The organism is Mangrovicella endophytica (genome assembly GCF_002893625.1).
Classification (GTDB): Bacteria; Pseudomonadota; Alphaproteobacteria; order Rhizobiales; family Rhizobiaceae; genus Mangrovicella; species Mangrovicella endophytica.
The window spans coordinates 686,182-702,259 of record NZ_PKMZ01000002.1; the positions used below are offsets into that span (position 1 = coordinate 686,182).

Consider the following 16,078-nt stretch of genomic DNA (forward strand, 5'->3'; position numbering starts at 1 on the left):
TGCGCGGCATCGCCGCAGTTGCAGCCGGGCGTGATCCGGCCGGCATTGCCAGACTTCATCGTTGCGCATCCCATAATTGGCGGAAGCTGAAAAGGCCGGTATGCGACATCGGCCGCGCTGCCGGCGATCCTTTATCCCGTTCGCCCATGGCTTCCGGTGCGGCGCCCGGGCCCCTATATAATTGCGAAGGAAGCGGATTCACAGACCGCTGACGATCATCCGGAGCTCGTGTCACCGTGATCGACGACGTCTACAATGCCAAGATCCTCGATTTTGCGGGCAACATCCCGCGCATCGGCCGTCTCGACGCGCCGGATGCGACCGCCAGGGCCCATTCCAAGCTCTGCGGATCGACGGTGACGATCGACCTGTCTCTCAAGGACGGAAGCGTCGCCGACTTCGCTCATGACGTGAAGGCCTGTGCGCTCGGCCAGGCCTCGTCCTCCATCATGGCGCGCAACATCATCGGCGCGACGCCGGCTGAACTGCGCGACGTGCGCGAGATGATGCGCCGGATGCTGAAGGAGAACGGTCCGTCACCCACGGGACGCTTCGCCGACCTGCAGTTCCTAGAGCCGGTGCGGGACTATAAAGCGCGCCATGCCTCGACCATGCTGACCTTCGACGCCGTGGTCGACGCGCTCGACCAGATCGAAGCGCGCGAAAACAGCGCGGCAGAAAACGCCGCGGCTTGAGTAAGCCGAACCCCTCATCGGCCTGCTCGCCGGTCGAAGGTGGTCGCGTAGGCGTCCCTCAGCTTTCAAGCGGCGCCGTCGGGGAGACGCATGCCGCGGCAGGGGAACCGATGCCCCGGCTCGATCGGCGAGAGGCGTGCAAGTGCTGCGGATCTTACGCCGCTGCTCCGCTGCCACGCCGTCACAGTCGGAACTACGACGGCCCCTTCGCCCGGACGCCAGGGCGGATCATCGGGATGGGACTCGTCCGGCTCTATCAGCTCAGCCTGTCGCCGTTGGTCGGCGGTCATTGCCGCCATATCCCGACATGCTCCGAATACGCCTATGAAGCCGTGGCGCGGCACGGGCTCCTGCCGGGCAGCTGGCTGGCGCTGAAGCGGGTCGCCCGCTGTGGGCCATTCGGGCGGGCAGGTCTTGATCCGGTACCCGAAACGCCAGCTTGCGTGGCCGACGGCAAGTCCGGTAAAATATCCTCGTTCTCAGGAGATGAATGATTAAGCCGCTTCCTCCCGTCGTCATCTGACAGCGTCAGGATCTATCCTGTCGCGATCGCTGACGCTCGACACCCGATCCTCCGCCTAGCCGCTTAGCTTTTCCAGTCCTTGAAGCAGCTGGCGCCAGACCATGTGCGAAGCGGCTTGGACCCGCTTTGCAATTCGTCTGGCGGCGGCAAACGCCCGACGCACTCTGCGATAGGGTGTGCGCCGCGCCGCTCGCAACAGCCGCTGCTCGCTGCTTCTTCCAAGCACCTCGCTTTCATCAAACAGCCGCATCAGATCCTGAATTGCCTGCATTTTGCGGTCCGGATGAAGGATCCGGAAGTCCTCGGAGCGGAGCGCAGAGAGCGTTTCCGAGATCAGCGACTGCGTCTCGAAGTAGGCGATGATGTCACGGCTCGTATTTGGGCTGAGTGCAGCGAACTCGCTCGAGTCGCTCCGAAAGATGGAAGGTGACGGGTCAGCGGAAACCACGAATACGAAATAGTTCGGGTCGTCCACCAGCCGCTGCCGAAAAACGCCGTCGTAGAGCGCCTGACGGAACGCCGCGGCCAATTCTTCGGTTGGGCCGCGCGTGCACCGGATCTCCTCGAGTATGTTCGTGTAGAGGAAATACTGTCGCTTCAACCATCGATAGGATGCGACCGCGCCGGTTGCGAGCTGTTGCGCAACCCACACCGAGATCGGGAAGATCAGCGACTTGGCCCAATCCAAGCCTTGTGCGTCCGCCATGCCTTCGTCCCAGCGCCGGGCCTTTTCTAGAGGATAAGTCTCGTTCGAGCGCTGAAGCAACAGATCGCCGCCGGCCCGCGATGCGGATTTTACCGGCGGGTGCTTGCCTCCGAGTCCGACGATGGTAAGACCCGGGCCCCGGCGCACAGTCGGGCTTTCTCCATCGATCTTCAAAGCTTTCCCGTGTGGTAGACGGGGGTGAGCGGAAAGGACCCAGAATGATCGACCTCGCTTTCCCCGACGGTTCCTCGAGGCAATACGAAGCGACCGCGACCGGCGCGGACATCGCCGGCGGCATCTCCAAGTCGCTCCTGAAGAAGGCGGTCGCCTATACGCTCGACGGCGAGCTGCGCGATCTCTCCGATCCCGTCGGCGGCAGCGGGCGCATCGAGATCGTCACGCGCGACGATCCGCGCGCGCTCGCCCTGATCCGGCACGACGCCGCGCATGTGATGGCCGAGGCGGTGCAGGAGCTGTGGCCCGGCACGCAGGTCACGATCGGTCCGGTGATCGAGAACGGCTTCTATTACGACTTCGCCCGCAACGAGCCGTTTTCGCCCGAGGATTTCCCGGCGATCGAGAAGAAGATGCGGGAAATTATCGCCCGCAACAAGCCGTTCACCAAGGAGGTCTGGTCGCGTGACAAGGCGCGTCAGGTCTTCCGCGACAAGAACGAGGGCTACAAGGTCGAGCTGATCGACGCGATCCCCGAAGACCAGGACCTGAAGATCTATGCGCAAGGCGACTGGTTCGACCTCTGTCGCGGCCCGCACATGGCCTCGACCGGGCAGATTGGCGGCGCCTTCAAGCTGATGAAGGTCGCGGGCGCCTATTGGCGCGGCGATTCAAACAACCCGATGCTGACCCGCATCTATGGGACAGCCTGGGCCGAGCAGGCGCAGCTCGACAATTACCTGCACGTCCTCGAGGAGGCTGAGAAGCGCGACCATCGCCGCCTCGGGCGCGAGATGGATCTCTTCCATTTCCAGGAGGAGGGGCCGGGTGTCGTCTTCTGGCACGCCAAGGGCTGGAAGATGTTCCAGACCCTTGTCTCCTACATGCGCCGCCGGCTCGACGAGCACGCCTATCAGGAGGTCAACGCACCGCAGGTGCTGGACAAGTCGCTATGGGAGACCTCCGGCCACTGGGGCTGGTACAAGGAGAACATGTTCAAGGTGCAGTCGGCCGGCGACGACACCGAGGACGAGCGTGTCTTCGCGCTGAAGCCGATGAACTGCCCCGGCCATGTGCAGATCTTCAAGCACGGCTTGAAGTCCTACCGCGAACTGCCAATCCGGCTTGCCGAATTCGGCAATGTCCATCGCTACGAGCCGTCGGGGGCGCTGCACGGGCTGATGCGCGTTCGCGGCTTCACGCAGGACGATGCGCATATCTTCTGCACCGACGAGCAGATGGCCGCCGAGTGCCTGAAGATCAACGACCTGATCCTGTCGGTCTATGAGGACTTCGGCTTCGATGAGATCGTGGTGAAGCTCTCCACGCGGCCGGAGAAGCGTGTCGGCTCGGACGAATTGTGGGACCGCGCGGAAAGCGTGATGACCGACGTCCTCAACACGATCGAGGCGCAGTCCGGCGGACGCATCAAGACGGGCATTCTGCCGGGCGAGGGCGCCTTCTATGGCCCGAAGTTCGAGTACACGCTGCGCGACGCCATCGGGCGCGAGTGGCAATGCGGCACGACGCAGGTCGACTTCAACCTGCCGGAGCGCTTCGGCGCCTTCTATATCGGCGCCGATTCGGAGAAGAAGCAGCCGGTGATGATCCACCGCGCCATCTGTGGCTCGATGGAACGCTTCCTCGGCATCCTGATCGAGAACTTCGCCGGCCACTTCCCGCTCTGGTTCGCGCCCGTGCAGGTCGTCGTCGCCACCATCACCTCCGAGGCTGACGCCTATGCCCAGTCGGTGGTCGAGCGCCTGAAGCGGGCGGGACTCAGCGCACAGGCCGATCTTCGCAACGAGAAGATCAACTACAAGGTCCGCGAGCACAGCCTGGCGAAGGTGCCGGTGATTCTGGTCTGCGGCAAGCGCGAGGCCGAGGAAGCGACGGTCAACCTGCGCCGGCTCGGTTCGCGCGACCAGGTGTCGCTGTCGCTCGATGAAGCACTCCGGCAGCTCGCCGCGGAGGCTGTACCGCCGGACCTGAAGCGCAAGGCCGCCGGAACGGCCGAAGCGGCCTGAAACGCGGATCAAGACGGTTGAGGCGCACCGGCGCCTCAACCCTCACGGCGTCGGCGGACCAATCAGTCGGCGTCGACCTCTCCGCCCGCGTCGACTGCCGCCGGATCGCCTCCGGGCGCCGTGACGAGGTCCGAGGTCAGCACCTCCAGGTCCTCGTCGGCACCGGCTTTGACCTCGAATTCGCGCTGGTAGATCCGGTCGCGGTTCTTGGCGACGATGACATACTCGCCCTCCGCCAGAACCATGGTCGGGAATGCACCGACGCTTTCGCCGACGAGGTCGCCGGAGGCGGTCGAGATCGACCAGGCGGTGTCGGCGATTGCCTCGCCGCCCTTCTCGCGCACCAGCTTCATCGTCAGCAGCGCCGCGCGGTGGGTGAGCGTCGCCTCGGTGATCTTGCCGGCCTCGACGCGGATGTCGGCACGCACCGCGGCATTGGTCGAGCCGTAATTGGAGAGGACATGGTAGGTCCCGGCGTTCAGACGGACCACCGAGCCGGCCGCAACGTCGTCGGCGATGAGATTCTCCTGATGTTCGTCGCCGGCCTCATCGAACACGTCGAAGGACAGCTTGTCCGCCGGCAGCGGCTTTCCATCAGGCAGGACGGCGTCAAGCTTCAGACCGCCGGCGCCGAGCACGACGGTTTCCTGCGTCGCCAGTCCGGTGAAGTCGATGCGGCGGGTCACGCCGGCGCGGCCGAAGCCGACATGGAGGAAATAGGAGCCGGCCGGCACCTGGAAGCTCGCGCTGCCGCCTTCTGCGGAGGCGATCATCGGCAGCTTGCCATCCAGCGACGGCAGCGACGAGAACAGGCGCCAGACGAGTCCCTTGTTGATCGGCGGGCCGTCCTCGACCAGCCGCGCCTGCAAGGCGAGCGCGGCGCGCGAGCGGATCGCCTCGCGCGACGGCATGTTCTGCGGGGCATAGGCGGGTAGAGCCGGCAGGTCGATCGCCGGGACGCCGGCATGTCCCGGCGCACCGGGCAGGGGGATCGGCTCGAACCGCTGTAGCGGCCGCCGCTGCGTCGCGCCGACATCGGCACCGTCCGGAACGAGCTCGGCGGCCGACGGCGAGACATAGGCGCCGGGCGGGCGCTTCTCGCCGCCGCCGATCAGCCCCTTGATCCCGTTCTCGATGAAGCCGGGGACAGGCAGATCCTGAGCCTCTGCCGGTGACAGGAAACCGATGCCAGCCGCCGCAAGGCTCGCCAGTGCCGCTCGCCGCATCACCCTCGTCGCGTCCCCGTTGCCGATCTCACGGGTTGAACGGCAGATCGTGGACGAATTCAAGGCGATTTGCGCGAAGATGCGGATGGGACGGCGATCAGCATAGGCGCGTCACGGGCCGCGGCCGCGGCTGCCGCCTTAGAAGGCGTTGGCCACCCGAGCCGTCAGCTCATGCACCGGAGACGCCGTGCGGCCGGCGCCGCGAGAGCGGTTTGCCGACTCGAGCTGGAACTCGCCGATCAAATCGTTCAGCGAGCTGACCTCGGCGGAGAGCTGGTTGCAGGCGGCGGTCGATTCCTCCACCATTGCCGCATTCTGCTGCGTCGCCTTGTCGAGCGTCCCGACGGCCGTGTTGATCTCGCCGAGGCCCGAGGCCTGCATGCGTGCCGAGCTGACGATCGCCGTGACGTTGCTGTCGATTTCGGCGACCTTCGCGACGATACCCTGCAGCGCCTGGCCCGCCTGATCAACGAGCTCGACACCTTCCTCCACCTGGTGGCGCGACGTCGAGATCAGGTCCTTGATCTCCTTGGCGGCCTCGGCCGAACGCTGCGCCAGGTTGCGGACCTCCGAGGCGACGACGGCAAAGCCGCGGCCAGCCTCACCCGCCCGTGCCGCCTCGACGCCGGCGTTGAGAGCCAGAAGATTGGTCTGGAAGGCGATTTCGTCGATGACGCCGATGATATTGCCGATGCGCCCCGACGACGATTCGATCTTGCCCATGGCATCGACCGCGCGGGTGACGATGGCCCCCGACTGCTCGGCTTCCTTCTTGGCACGGGCAACGAGCTCGCCCGCCTCGTCGGCGCGCTTGCTGGAGGCCCGCACGCTTTCCGTCATCTTGGCGAGTGCCGTCGAGGTCTCCTCGATGGCAGCCGCCTGCTGCTCGGTCCGCCGTGCGAGATCGTCCGAGGCGTGGCGGATCTGATCGGCGCCAAGCTGGATTGCGGCGGCGTTGTTGCTGACCGTCTGCATCGCGCTCTGCAGATGTTCCACCGACGTGTTGAAGTTGCGGCGGATCGGATCGAGGGCGGCGTTGAAGGAGTTCTCGATCGTCTTCGTCAGATCGCCGTGGGCAAGGGCGTCGAGGGCCTGGCCTAGGGTCTCGACCGCCCGCACGCGAGCCGTGACGTCGGTGGCGTATTTGACGACCTTGACGGTCTTGCCGTTGAAGTCGAAAACCGGGTTGTAGGAGGCCTGGATGAAGACCTCCCGGCCGTTCTTGCCGATGCGCTTGAACTCGTCGGCGATGAACTGGCCCTCGCGCAGCTTCTGCCAGAAGCTCGCATAGTCAGCCGATGCCGCAGTCGCGGCGGGAACGAACATCCGGTGATGCTTGCCGACGATCTCGCTGAGTTCGTAGCCCATCGCCTTGAGGAAGTTGTCGTTGGCCGAGAGGATGGTCCCGTCGACGGTGAACTCGATGACGGCCTGCGCACGGCCGATCGCGTCGACCTTAGCGCCTGCCTCGATGCTCTTCAGCTTCGTCTGGGTGATGTCGTTGGCGAACTTGACGATCCTCATCACGCCGCCGCTGCTGTTCATGATCGGATTGTAGTTGCCGCGGATGAAGACCTCCCGGCCGGACTTGGTGATCCGCTTGAACTCGTCGCATTCGAAGTGACCGCTGCGCAGCTTGGCCCAGAAGATCTGGTACTCCGGAGTCTTGGCATGCTCGGGTTCGACGAAGATGGAGTGATGCTTGCCCACGATCTCGGGCAGCGAATATTCCATTAGATCGCAGAAGTTCTTGTTGGCTTTGAGGATGTTGCCGTCCAGGTCGAACTCGATGATGGCCGTCGAGCGATCAAGCGCGTTCAGGATCTGGTTCGACTTCGAAGCGAAGAAGTTCAGCATGGGGCGAGCGTCGTCCAAGGGCAGCGAGGCCGGGTTGCACGGCAGGGATCTGAGGCGATCCTGCCGCATGGACAGTTAATTTCTCATCATCGTGCGCACTGACGCCATGTCCGACGCCGTATCGTCGCCTGTGCTGGAGATGCGGCTTACAGGGGCTTAAGCCTCTAGCGGACCAGCCGCTGCCATCATCGCGGAAGGATCGGCGAGGGATTGTGGTGCCGGCGGAGAGGATCGAACTCCCGACCTTCGGTTTACAAAACCGCTGCACTACCGCTGTGCTACGCCGGCCCGCCGCTGCCGATAGCATGGTGCGCGCTCGAAATCAGCCTCAAATTCGCGGTGGAACGCAGAAGCAGCGTGCGATGTCTCTGCTGCCGCGCCCGGATGACGTGGAGACGTCATCTGCCCCGGGTGAAAGCTGCCGGACAACTGCCTCCGGGCTTCCTCTGCCTACAACAGCTGCCGCGTGTATGTGGCCGACGCTATCGAGGGACAAAGTTCATCGGCGACGACGTTTTCCGCTCAGGCTGTAGCGATCAAGCTGCCGTGTTTCCCGCGAAGCGTGCTGCGGAGCCGTGGGCCGCGCATGTTGCCGCCAGTCCGATCCGCGTTTTACCTTGGCGTCCGGCCATGCTAGCCGGGAGATGGTACTGCCGCCTGTTGGTCGCGTTTGCCGTAGCTCCGGGCTCGGCGACGACGGACAGCGGCATGCCGGACCGTCAACGGCCCGATGGACGACATGTCACGAGACCCGCATTCGATCTCGTTCCTCGCCAGCCCGACCGAGGAGGCGCAGACCGCCGCCCGCGCGCTGGCCGCCCTCTACGGCAATGAACGGCCGGAGGATGCCGAGATCATTGTCGCGCTCGGTGGCGACGGCTTCATGCTGCATGTGCAGCATCGGTTCATGGGCACGAGCAAGCCCATCTACGGAATGAACAAGGGCACCGTCGGCTTCCTCATGAACGAATATCGTGAGGATGGGCTGCGGGAGCGTCTTGCCGCGGCCGTAGAGACCGAGATCCGGCCGCTCGCGATGTCGGCCGTCGATGCCGCCGGCGCGGTTCATGAGGCGCTCGCGATCAACGAGGTGTCGATCTTCCGTCAGTCCTATCAGGCGGCACGCCTGGAAATCCGGATCGACGGCAAGGTGCGGCTGGAAGAGCTGATCTGTGACGGCGTCATGGTGGCGACGCCCACCGGCTCGACCGCCTACAATCTTTCGGCGCAGGGGCCGATCATCCCGATGCGGGCGCCGCTGCTGGCCCTGACGCCGGTGAGCGCCTTCCGGCCACGGCGCTGGCATGGCGCGCTGCTGTCGAACCATCAGGTGGTGGAAGTCACTACGCTCGAGCCGGGCAAGCGGCCCGTCAACGCGGTTGCCGATGCGGACGAGGTGAAATCGGTACAGAAGGTGACAATCCGCGAAGCGACGGATGTCTGCGCCGTGATCCTGTTCGACAAGGATCATTCCTGGGAAGAACGCATCCTGGCGGAGCAGTTCCGCTACTGACGGCAGACCATTGCGATGACAGGCACTCCGGCCTGACCAGCAAGAGGCGGCCGGCCAAGATCAGGCGGCCAGACGCCAGGCCCGCTCGCGCACCAGATCGCGGGCACCTTCGGCCGACAGCCGGCGCAGCAGCGCCATGGCACCGTCGAACTCGGCCTGACCAGCAATGCCCGAGCGCCCGGCATTGCGCACCACGCGCTCCATGACGCGCTGCGGCATCTCGGACGGATCGATGGACAACCGGCCCCGCGCCACCTCGCGCCAGAGCTGGACGGCGGCGAGGAAGAGGGGCGCGGCCGACCGCGGCAGCCCACAACTGGCGACGAGTGCCGTGAAGGCGGCCTCGCGTCCGTCGACCAGCACGGACTGGAGCCGACGCTCCGACACGCGTCCAAGCGCAGCCAAGGCGGCGGCGAAAAGGTCGATGTTGCCGGCGCAGACCGCCCGCAGCAGGAAGGCCGTCGAAAGCTGGCCGCTGGCCCGCAGATGCTCCACGAGCGCAGCCGTTTCCGTGTGCTCGATCGAAGCTGCGAGCTGCGCTGTGGCCCGTTCGCAGGAGTCGAAGGCGACGCGCTCAGCGCGTCCGGCGCCGAGGGTCGCCCGGACCAGCGGATGAGCGGCGAGGGCGTTCGAGACCTCGACGATCAGCGCTTGCCGCACGTCGGCGGGAAGATCGTCGCGGCTCGCCAGCTGCGAGCGGATCTCCGGGTCGGAACCGAAGCGCTCGGCAAGACGCCGAGACGTCGCTCGGGTCAGGACGGCACCGCGGTTGCGCAGCAGGATGGCGCAGGCGTCGCGGCTGGCGTGCTCGACCAGTGCTGCGGCGATGCTGCGACCAACATGTGAGCGTGCCGCAACGGCTGCCTGCATGCGCGGCTCGCCGGCGGTCGCGAGTTCGAGCAGTTCGTCGTCTTCCAGAAGAGGGGAGCAGCGCGCCACGTAAGCGGCGATCTCGGTGGTGTCCGCCAGAAGCGCCAGGATCAAGGCGCGCGGCGCCTCTGCCGAATGCGCCAGTGCGCCTGCCAGCGCCTTGCGCACCTTTGGCGACGGATCATCCAGCGACAGGATCAGGACGGACTCGGCAAGCGCGCGATCGGCGGAGGCGATCTGGCCGCTGGTCCAGGCTTCGGCGAGCAGCGTCACGCCAGCGGCCCGTTCGGACGCGCCGGCCGTATCGCACCAGGCCAGAAACCGTTGCACCATCATTGCGGCACGCTCCCTTGCGCACGTCCCGAGACCTCTTCGGTGCCGATACTGACGGCCAATGGTTTACGTTTGGTTCACCATGTTCGTTGGGAAAGCGGAAAGTTCCTCCCTGACAGCATGAAAGCGCTCAGATGTCACCGCCATCCGCCCGCCGCGGCCGGTCGAGCTGGAACACCGCCTCCGTGACGGCGTAGTCGAGGTAGCCGAGCCGGGAGAGCGGCGCTGCCAGCCCCATGTCGATCATCCCGTTCGTCAGGATCGATTCGTCGATGTGGATGCCGACGACCTCACCGATGACCATGACGTTCTCGGACGCTCGACCGTCCGCACCCTTCGGCTGAAACCACTCCGTCACCTTGCATTCCAGCGCGGCAGGCGCTTCGCCGACGCGCGGCGCCGCGACGAGGCGGCACGGTGCCTCCGTCAGACCGGCGATCGAGAACTCGCTAGTGCCGCGAGGCGCCGGTGCGGAGCTGCGAACCACAGCTCTGGCCAGCGCTCCGGTCGCGAGATTGGCGACGAACTCGCCGCTCTCGATAGCGAAGCTGGCGGTATCCTTCATGCCGCTCGACGAAAACATCACCAGTTTGGGGTGATCGGCAATGGCGTTGAAGAAGCTGTAGGGCGCCAGGTTGACGGCACCGCTGCGGCTGCGTGTCGAGATCCAGCCGATCGGCCGCGGCGCCACGATCGCCTTGAACGGATCGTGCGGCAGGCCATGATCGTTGCGGCGCGTCTCATAGAACATCAGGCGATCTCGGGCGCTGTGGCTTCCGTGACGATCGAGGCGAGGTCCGGGCGAGGGCGCTCGCTGGGCGGCTCGGCCGGCGTGCCGACATGCACGAAGCCGATCACCTTTTCCTCGGGAGCGATGCCGAGGATCTGCTTGGCGTCCTCGTCATAGGCGACCCACTCCGTGACCCAGTTGGCGGCATAGCCATGCGCATGCACGGCGTTGACGAGGTTCATCGCGGCGGCACCGCCCGAGAGAACCTGCTCCCACATCGGGATCTTCACGTGCTCGCGGGCGGTGGAGACGATGCCGATCACGAGCGGCGCCCGGGTGAAGCGGCCGCGCTCGACCGACCGCCGCGTCTCGGTCGCGGTGTCGCCATCGCGGGACACGACGAGCCGTTCGAGCGCAGCGCCGACGCCCGCGGCGGCCTCGCCGCGATATAGAATGAAGCGCCACGGGGCGAGCTTGCCATGGTCGGGCACGCGCGCAGCGATGGTGAGGATGGTTTCCAGCTCGGCGCCTTCGGGCGCTGGCGCCTTCAGCATCGGGATCGGGATGGAGCGCCGGGTGGCGAGAAGCGCGGTCGCGTCGGTCATCGTGCAGGTCCTTCTGGCATGGTGGCAGCTATCGTGCCGATCCCGGCATGTCCAGCAGAGCGGCGGCCTAAGCGGCATCTGCGTCTCCAATACGGACGAGGTTGCCGTGACCGCTGCTCTGGTCAGGCAGCAGCGTCGGGTGCACGGTGAGGCCGGCACGTCCATCTTGGTGCAGGCGTTCACTCGCGCTAGTATCGAGTCAACTGCCATGTTGAGATGCCTGATATGCCTGAACTTTCCGGCCCCGGCGGCCGCGTCGCTACCATGGCTCCACACTCTTCAGGGCTCTCCACGGACAGGCCCTCATGAACGCCTCGACGCTGCCGCTGAAGGGAGTCCTCTTCGACAAGGACGGCACGCTGCTCGACTTCGATGCCACCTGGGGACCCGCGACGGCCGCAGTTCTGGCAGCGCTCGCCGATGGCGACGAGACGCGCATCGATGCGCTTGCCGATGCCTGCGGCTTTCGGCGGGAGACGCTCGGCTTCGACCCAACATCGCCGATCATCGCCGGCGACCCCGGCTCCTTTGTGCCGACCTGGGCGGAGATGCTTGGGCTGACCTATGATGCCGGCTTCATCGCTCGTGTCGACGGGCTCTACCGCGCCGAGAGCCTGCGCTCCCTGAAGGGCTATGCCGATGTCTCCACCGGTATCGATGCCTTAGTCGCTGCCGGGCTGAAGATCGGGCTTGCCACCAACGATTCCGAGGTCGCGGCAAAGGCACATCTGGAGGCCATGGGCGTCGCGGATCGCTTCGACTTCATCTGCGGTTATGATTCAGGTTTCGGCGCCAAGCCCTTGCCGGGCATGGTGGAAGCCTTCGCGAAGGCCATCGGCGCCGAGGCCGCCGAGGTCGTCATGATCGGCGACTCCGCCCATGATATCGAGACAGCACGGCGTGCCGGCGCGCGCGCCATCGGCATTGCCCGGACGCCGGCCGCCGCGGCCGCCCTCGACGGACACGCCGATGTGATCGTGATGGACCTCGCGGGCCTAGCCGACGAACTCGGCCTTCGAGGGCGGAGCACAGTTACGGCTTGAGGCTTGAGACATGCTGACAGGCGCCCGGCGGCGTCCGTCGTTGATTCATTGTTGCATGAGCAAGGACAGCCGCAGCCTGGCCGCAGCAGGGCAATTCGCCGCAGCCGGCCGATCGTGAATATCGACTGGACAGATGCAACGTTCCTTCAACCCGGATCCTCTAAACCAGGGTCCGAAGGAGAGCTACGATGCCCGAAGCCCAGTCCTCAGACCTGATGTACAGGCTGCTCGTTCAGGGCGTCCGGGACTATGCCATCTATCTGCTCGACCCCGTCGGCGTGATCCTGAACTGGAACGAGGGCGCGGCACGCGCCAAGGGTTATCTGGCCGAGGAAGTGGTCGGCCGCAACTTCGAGATCTTCTATTCGGATGCCGACAGGCGTGCGGGCGTTCCGCACAAGAACCTGAAGATCGCCTTGGCTGACGGCCATTTGACGACGGAAGGCTGGCGATACCGCAAGAACGGCACGGCATTCTGGGCGAGCGTGATGCTCGATCCTGTTCGGGACGAGCATGGCGCTCTTGTCGGCTTCGCCAAGATCACACGCGATCTGACCGAGCAGCGTGACGCCGAACACCGGCTCCTGCATCTGGCCAACCACGATCCGCTGACCGGTCTGCCAAATCGCGCCGCCTTCGCCGCCGAGCTCGAAGAAGCCCTGCCGCAGCTCTGGTATGGGGCGACCGGCGCGCTCCACTACATTGACCTCGACCGCTTCAAGCCGGTCAACGACTTCTACGGCCATGCCATCGGCGACCTTCTGCTGCAGCAAGTGGCAGGGCGCCTGCGCAAGCTCGTCGGTCCCGGCGACTTCGTCGCGCGCCTCGGCGGGGACGAGTTCGCGGTGCTTCAGATGGGGTCGGTCGGGGAGGACTCGGTCAACCGCATGGCCGATAGCATCATCGACAGCCTCAGCGAGCCGTTCGGGATCGGTGACGTTTCGGCCGTCATCGGCGCCAGCGTCGGTATCGCGCGGGCGCCCGTGGACGGTACGACGACGGCCGACCTACTGCGCAACGCTGACCTCGCGCTCTACGATGCCAAGGAGCGGGGCCGCGGCTGCCACAGCCGCTACGATTCCATACTGAACGAGCGCGCCGTCAGCCGCCGAATCCTTGAATTGAAGCTTCGCCAGGCGATCCTGAGCAAGGAATTCCAGCTCCACTATCAGCCTGTCGCCAGCGCGCAGAGCGGTGAGATCGTCGCTTATGAGGCATTGCTGCGGTGGGCGGATCCCGCCAGCGGCAAGATGATATCGCCGGGCGAGTTCATCCCCATGGCCGAGGATCTCGACCTGATGGTGGAGATCGGCGCCTGGGTGCTGCGGGAGGCGTGCCGGCAAGCCAAGTCGTGGCCGAACGAGGCGACCGTCGCCGTCAACGTGTCGGCGACGCAGCTGCGCGATACCAATTTCGTCGGCACCGTACGGGAGGCGCTCGCCTCCTCCGGTTTGCCTGCCGATCGGCTGGAGCTGGAGATCACCGAAACGGCGGTGCTGGACAGTATCGAACTTGCCTCCAAGACCCTGAAGCAGCTTCGCAGCATCGGTGTCCTGATCGCCCTCGACGACTTCGGCACGGGCTTTTCGTCGCTCAGCCTCGTACAGAACCTGCCGCTGACCCGAATCAAGATCGACCAGAGTTTCGTGCGTGCGATCGACGACACGCGCCGGTCGGTCGCGGTGATCCGCGCCGTCGTGTCCCTCTGCAAGGGCTTCGATCTCGCGACGACCGCCGAGGGTGTCGAGACGGAAGAGCAGCGACGCGTGCTGGTGGAGCATGGCTGCCAGGATCTGCAGGGCTATCTGATCGGTCGCCCGCAGCCGATGACCCCAACCTCATCCGGACGTACGGAGCCGTCGGTCGAGGTTCTCCGCTACGCCTGAGCCATCAGCGTGGTCAGCGGCGAGGGTGCTGCCGATGCGCCAGCCGATGCAGGCCACGCTTCGGGCGTCCTTGACGCTTCGAAGGTCGTTGCCGCACACGGCGACCCAGACCGATCAGGGTAAGTAGCGCCGTATCAGCCGAGATGGCGCCGCGCCGCATAGAGCGCGACAGCCGCGGCGTTGGAGACGTTGAGGGAGCGGATCGCGCCCGGCATCTCCAGCCGGGCCAGAGCGGCGACGGTCTCCCGCGTCTTCTGCCGAAGGCCCTTGCCCTCCGACCCCAGAACCAGCGCGATGCGCGAGCCGGAGAATGTCGCTTCCAGCTGCTCCGGCCCTTCCGAATCGAGCCCGATGGTGCGGTAGCCAAGGGCGTCGAGCTGCCCGAGTGCCTCGGCGAGGTTGCCGATCTGCACGTAAGGCACGTGCTCCAGCGCGCCTGACGCGGATTTGGCGAGGACGCCGGATTCCTGCGGCGAGTGGCGGGCGGTGGTGATCACCGCGCCGGCGCCGAAGGCCGTGGCGGAGCGCAGGATCGCGCCGACATTGTGCGGGTCGGTGACCTGATCGAGCACCAGCAGCAGCGGCGAATCATCGAGGTCGCGCAGCGTGCGGACGGGCAGGGGATCAGCTTCCAGCATCACGCCCTGATGCACGGCATCATCGCCGAGGAGCTGGTCGAGCTGCCGCGGCTCCACCATTTCGGGCGCAATGCGCGGCGCCTCTGCATCGAGCTCCAGGCGGTTCAAGGCGTTGCGGGTGACGAGCAGCCGGCGCAGCCGACGCTGCGGATTGGCGAGCGCCGCCGCCACGGTGTGCAAGCCATAGAGGCGCACGAGTCCCGCCGGCACCTCGCCGGGCTGGCGCGCCTGCTTGCCGCTGCCCGCTTTCCCCGCGTGACCGCGGCTAGCGCCGGTCGGCTGATCGCCTGGGCGGGACCGATCTCGATGGGCCCGCCGCAGGCGCGCATAGTGGCTGTCTTTCGGGGTGCCGTGGGGCGTCTCGTCGTTCATGCCGCTTTCCTTAGACGCTGCCACGCCGGTGCTCAACGGCATGCTGCGGGAGCCGCTCGCTCGTTCTCCGGCGGGCGTTGACAGATCAGGCCGCTGCCGCCATAAGCCGGCCCATGGCTGCACCGCCTCAAGCGGCGCGGTCTGCCGCATGAAGCCATGCGCGCTCGAGTGCCGACGGCAGGACCGGAGGGATGCCCGAGTGGTTAAAGGGGACGGACTGTAAATCCGTTGGCTATGCCTACGTTGGTTCAAATCCAACTCCCTCCACCACTGCCGGATCTGCACTCGATGATGCGGGTATAGCTCAATGGTAGAGCAGCAGCCTTCCAAGCTGAATACGCGGGTTCGATTCCCGCTACCCGCTCCAGCTTATCTGTTTGCCAGAATTGCAGTTTTGTCGTGCGGCATATCGCTGCCGTGTCACTCCAGTTTCACTGGCGTGTCACTCACGCAGCTTCGTTCGCGCTGAGGCCCATCCCGATCCGAATGGAAGAGCCAGCCCGGACGTGGCGCAGCTTCTGGCGGATCTGGGGTTCGTCGCCGCAGCACACGCCTTTGAGGCGGTCTGTCTTCCTGTTCGCATTGCCGCAGCTCTTTTGCAGATTGGTATCCGCTGGTTGACGCTCGCTATGATGCCCTCTTGCAAGAGCGCGAGGGTGCCGGGGCGATGCTTCGCGCCGGGGCGAGCAAATGCGATGGCCGGGTGCGATAGCCTCCCACGCGTCCTCACGCTTGTGTTTGGCAGGCGCAATCGCTATGTCGCGCCCGAACCAACACCGCTCCTTCAAAGGGTGAAGCATGGCCAAGGGTAAATTCGAGCGGACGAAGCCGCACGTCAACATTGGAACGATTGGTCACGTTGACCATGGGAAGACGTCGC

Annotated in this window: 13 protein-coding genes, 3 tRNA genes and 1 pseudogene; 9 read left to right on the top strand and 8 right to left on the bottom strand. The window is 65.6% G+C overall.

Annotated features, from left to right (window positions below; translation table 11 throughout):
* The first annotated feature begins 236 nt into the window (after window positions 1-236).
* Entirely contained in the window at window positions 237-695 is a 459-nt protein-coding gene (locus C0R46_RS08860) for an iron-sulfur cluster assembly scaffold protein (RefSeq protein ID WP_102959203.1), read from the top strand.
* 110 nt (window positions 696-805) lie between these two features.
* Entirely contained in the window at window positions 806-1,189 is a 384-nt protein-coding gene (yidD, locus tag C0R46_RS08865; RefSeq protein ID WP_102959204.1) for a membrane protein insertion efficiency factor YidD, read from the top strand.
* 84 nt (window positions 1,190-1,273) lie between these two features.
* Here the strand turns inward: yidD and C0R46_RS08870 are convergent, their stop codons facing one another.
* Window positions 1,274-2,098, bottom strand: a complete 825-nt coding sequence (locus tag C0R46_RS08870; RefSeq protein WP_157944600.1) for a hypothetical protein — start codon at window positions 2,096-2,098, stop codon at window positions 1,274-1,276.
* A gap of 44 nt (window positions 2,099-2,142) precedes the next feature.
* Here C0R46_RS08870 and thrS point away from each other — a divergent pair, with 44 nt between their 5' ends.
* Window positions 2,143-4,125, top strand: coding sequence for a threonine--tRNA ligase (gene thrS, locus C0R46_RS08875; protein ID WP_102959206.1), 1,983 nt, complete (start codon window positions 2,143-2,145; stop codon window positions 4,123-4,125).
* 62 nt (window positions 4,126-4,187) lie between these two features.
* Here the strand turns inward: thrS and C0R46_RS08880 are convergent, their stop codons facing one another.
* The 3 genes from C0R46_RS08880 to C0R46_RS08890 form a co-directional block, all read right to left on the bottom strand.
* The gene (locus C0R46_RS08880) at window positions 4,188-5,351 is read right to left on the bottom strand and encodes a hypothetical protein (RefSeq protein WP_198598274.1); all 1,164 of its coding nucleotides are present in this window, start codon (window positions 5,349-5,351) and stop codon (window positions 4,188-4,190) included.
* 138 nt (window positions 5,352-5,489) lie between these two features.
* Window positions 5,490-7,208: a methyl-accepting chemotaxis protein gene (locus C0R46_RS08885; protein WP_102959207.1), complete on the bottom strand. Its 1,719-nt coding sequence runs from the start codon at window positions 7,206-7,208 to the stop codon at window positions 5,490-5,492.
* A 213-nt stretch (window positions 7,209-7,421) separates the two neighbouring features.
* Window positions 7,422-7,496, bottom strand: a tRNA-Thr gene (locus tag C0R46_RS08890).
* 451 nt (window positions 7,497-7,947) lie between these two features.
* On the opposite strand from C0R46_RS08890, the gene C0R46_RS08895 reads away from it, so the two are divergent.
* Window positions 7,948-8,721 carry an NAD kinase gene (locus C0R46_RS08895; protein WP_102959289.1) on the top strand — a complete coding sequence of 258 codons (774 nt, stop codon included), beginning with the start codon at window positions 7,948-7,950 and terminating at the stop codon, window positions 8,719-8,721.
* A 60-nt stretch (window positions 8,722-8,781) separates the two neighbouring features.
* Here the strand turns inward: C0R46_RS08895 and C0R46_RS08900 are convergent, their stop codons facing one another.
* From C0R46_RS08900 to C0R46_RS08910, 3 genes are all read right to left on the bottom strand, one after another.
* Window positions 8,782-9,927 (bottom strand): DUF2336 domain-containing protein, encoded by a 1,146-nt coding sequence (locus C0R46_RS08900; protein ID WP_102959208.1) that lies wholly within the window; start codon window positions 9,925-9,927, stop codon window positions 8,782-8,784.
* Between the two features lie 127 nt (window positions 9,928-10,054).
* The gene (locus C0R46_RS08905) at window positions 10,055-10,675 is read right to left on the bottom strand and encodes a flavin reductase family protein (protein ID WP_102959209.1); all 621 of its coding nucleotides are present in this window, start codon (window positions 10,673-10,675) and stop codon (window positions 10,055-10,057) included.
* A complete protein-coding gene (locus tag C0R46_RS08910) occupies window positions 10,675-11,259 on the bottom strand; it encodes a nitroreductase family protein (RefSeq protein ID WP_102959210.1) in 585 nt (194 codons plus the stop codon). The genes C0R46_RS08905 and C0R46_RS08910 overlap by 1 nt, the downstream gene beginning before the upstream one ends.
* 305 nt (window positions 11,260-11,564) lie before the next feature.
* Between C0R46_RS08910 and C0R46_RS08915 the strand changes: the two genes are divergently transcribed.
* Entirely contained in the window at window positions 11,565-12,302 is a 738-nt protein-coding gene (locus C0R46_RS08915; RefSeq protein ID WP_102959211.1) for an HAD family hydrolase, read from the top strand.
* A 188-nt stretch (window positions 12,303-12,490) separates the two neighbouring features.
* Window positions 12,491-14,188, top strand: coding sequence for a putative bifunctional diguanylate cyclase/phosphodiesterase (locus C0R46_RS08920; protein ID WP_102959212.1), 1,698 nt, complete (start codon window positions 12,491-12,493; stop codon window positions 14,186-14,188).
* 134 nt (window positions 14,189-14,322) lie between these two features.
* Here the strand turns inward: C0R46_RS08920 and C0R46_RS08925 are convergent, their stop codons facing one another.
* Window positions 14,323-15,198, bottom strand: coding sequence for a TrmH family RNA methyltransferase (locus C0R46_RS08925; protein WP_102959213.1), 876 nt, complete (start codon window positions 15,196-15,198; stop codon window positions 14,323-14,325).
* A gap of 185 nt (window positions 15,199-15,383) precedes the next feature.
* Here C0R46_RS08925 and C0R46_RS08930 point away from each other — a divergent pair.
* The 3 genes and pseudogenes from C0R46_RS08930 to C0R46_RS08940 all read left to right on the top strand — a co-directional run.
* A tRNA-Tyr gene (locus C0R46_RS08930) sits at window positions 15,384-15,468 on the top strand.
* Window positions 15,469-15,491: 23 nt separating this feature from the next.
* A tRNA-Gly gene (locus tag C0R46_RS08935) sits at window positions 15,492-15,565 on the top strand.
* Between the two features lie 431 nt (window positions 15,566-15,996).
* Window positions 15,997-16,078 (top strand): annotated as a pseudogene (locus C0R46_RS08940) (GTP-binding protein); the annotation flags it as partial.

What these genes read in the sequence shown, in the direction of transcription:
- thrS (WP_102959206.1), top strand. Translation starts at nt 2,143, where the DNA reads ATGATCGACCTCGCTTTCCCCGACGGTTCCTCGAGGCAATACGAAGCG.
- C0R46_RS08895 (WP_102959289.1), top strand. Translation starts at nt 7,948, where the DNA reads ATGTCACGAGACCCGCATTCGATCTCGTTCCTCGCCAGCCCGACCGAG.
- C0R46_RS08925 (WP_102959213.1), bottom strand. Translation starts at nt 15,198, where the DNA reads ATGAACGACGAGACGCCCCACGGCACCCCGAAAGACAGCCACTATGCG.
- C0R46_RS08915 (WP_102959211.1), top strand. Translation starts at nt 11,565, where the DNA reads ATGAACGCCTCGACGCTGCCGCTGAAGGGAGTCCTCTTCGACAAGGAC.
- C0R46_RS08880 (WP_198598274.1), bottom strand. Translation starts at nt 5,351, where the DNA reads ATGCGGCGAGCGGCACTGGCGAGCCTTGCGGCGGCTGGCATCGGTTTC.
- yidD (WP_102959204.1), top strand. Translation starts at nt 806, where the DNA reads ATGCCCCGGCTCGATCGGCGAGAGGCGTGCAAGTGCTGCGGATCTTAC.
- C0R46_RS08910 (WP_102959210.1), bottom strand. Translation starts at nt 11,259, where the DNA reads ATGACCGACGCGACCGCGCTTCTCGCCACCCGGCGCTCCATCCCGATC.
- C0R46_RS08900 (WP_102959208.1), bottom strand. Translation starts at nt 9,927, where the DNA reads ATGATGGTGCAACGGTTTCTGGCCTGGTGCGATACGGCCGGCGCGTCC.
- C0R46_RS08920 (WP_102959212.1), top strand. Translation starts at nt 12,491, where the DNA reads ATGCCCGAAGCCCAGTCCTCAGACCTGATGTACAGGCTGCTCGTTCAG.
- C0R46_RS08885 (WP_102959207.1), bottom strand. Translation starts at nt 7,208, where the DNA reads ATGCTGAACTTCTTCGCTTCGAAGTCGAACCAGATCCTGAACGCGCTT.
- C0R46_RS08905 (WP_102959209.1), bottom strand. Translation starts at nt 10,675, where the DNA reads ATGTTCTATGAGACGCGCCGCAACGATCATGGCCTGCCGCACGATCCG.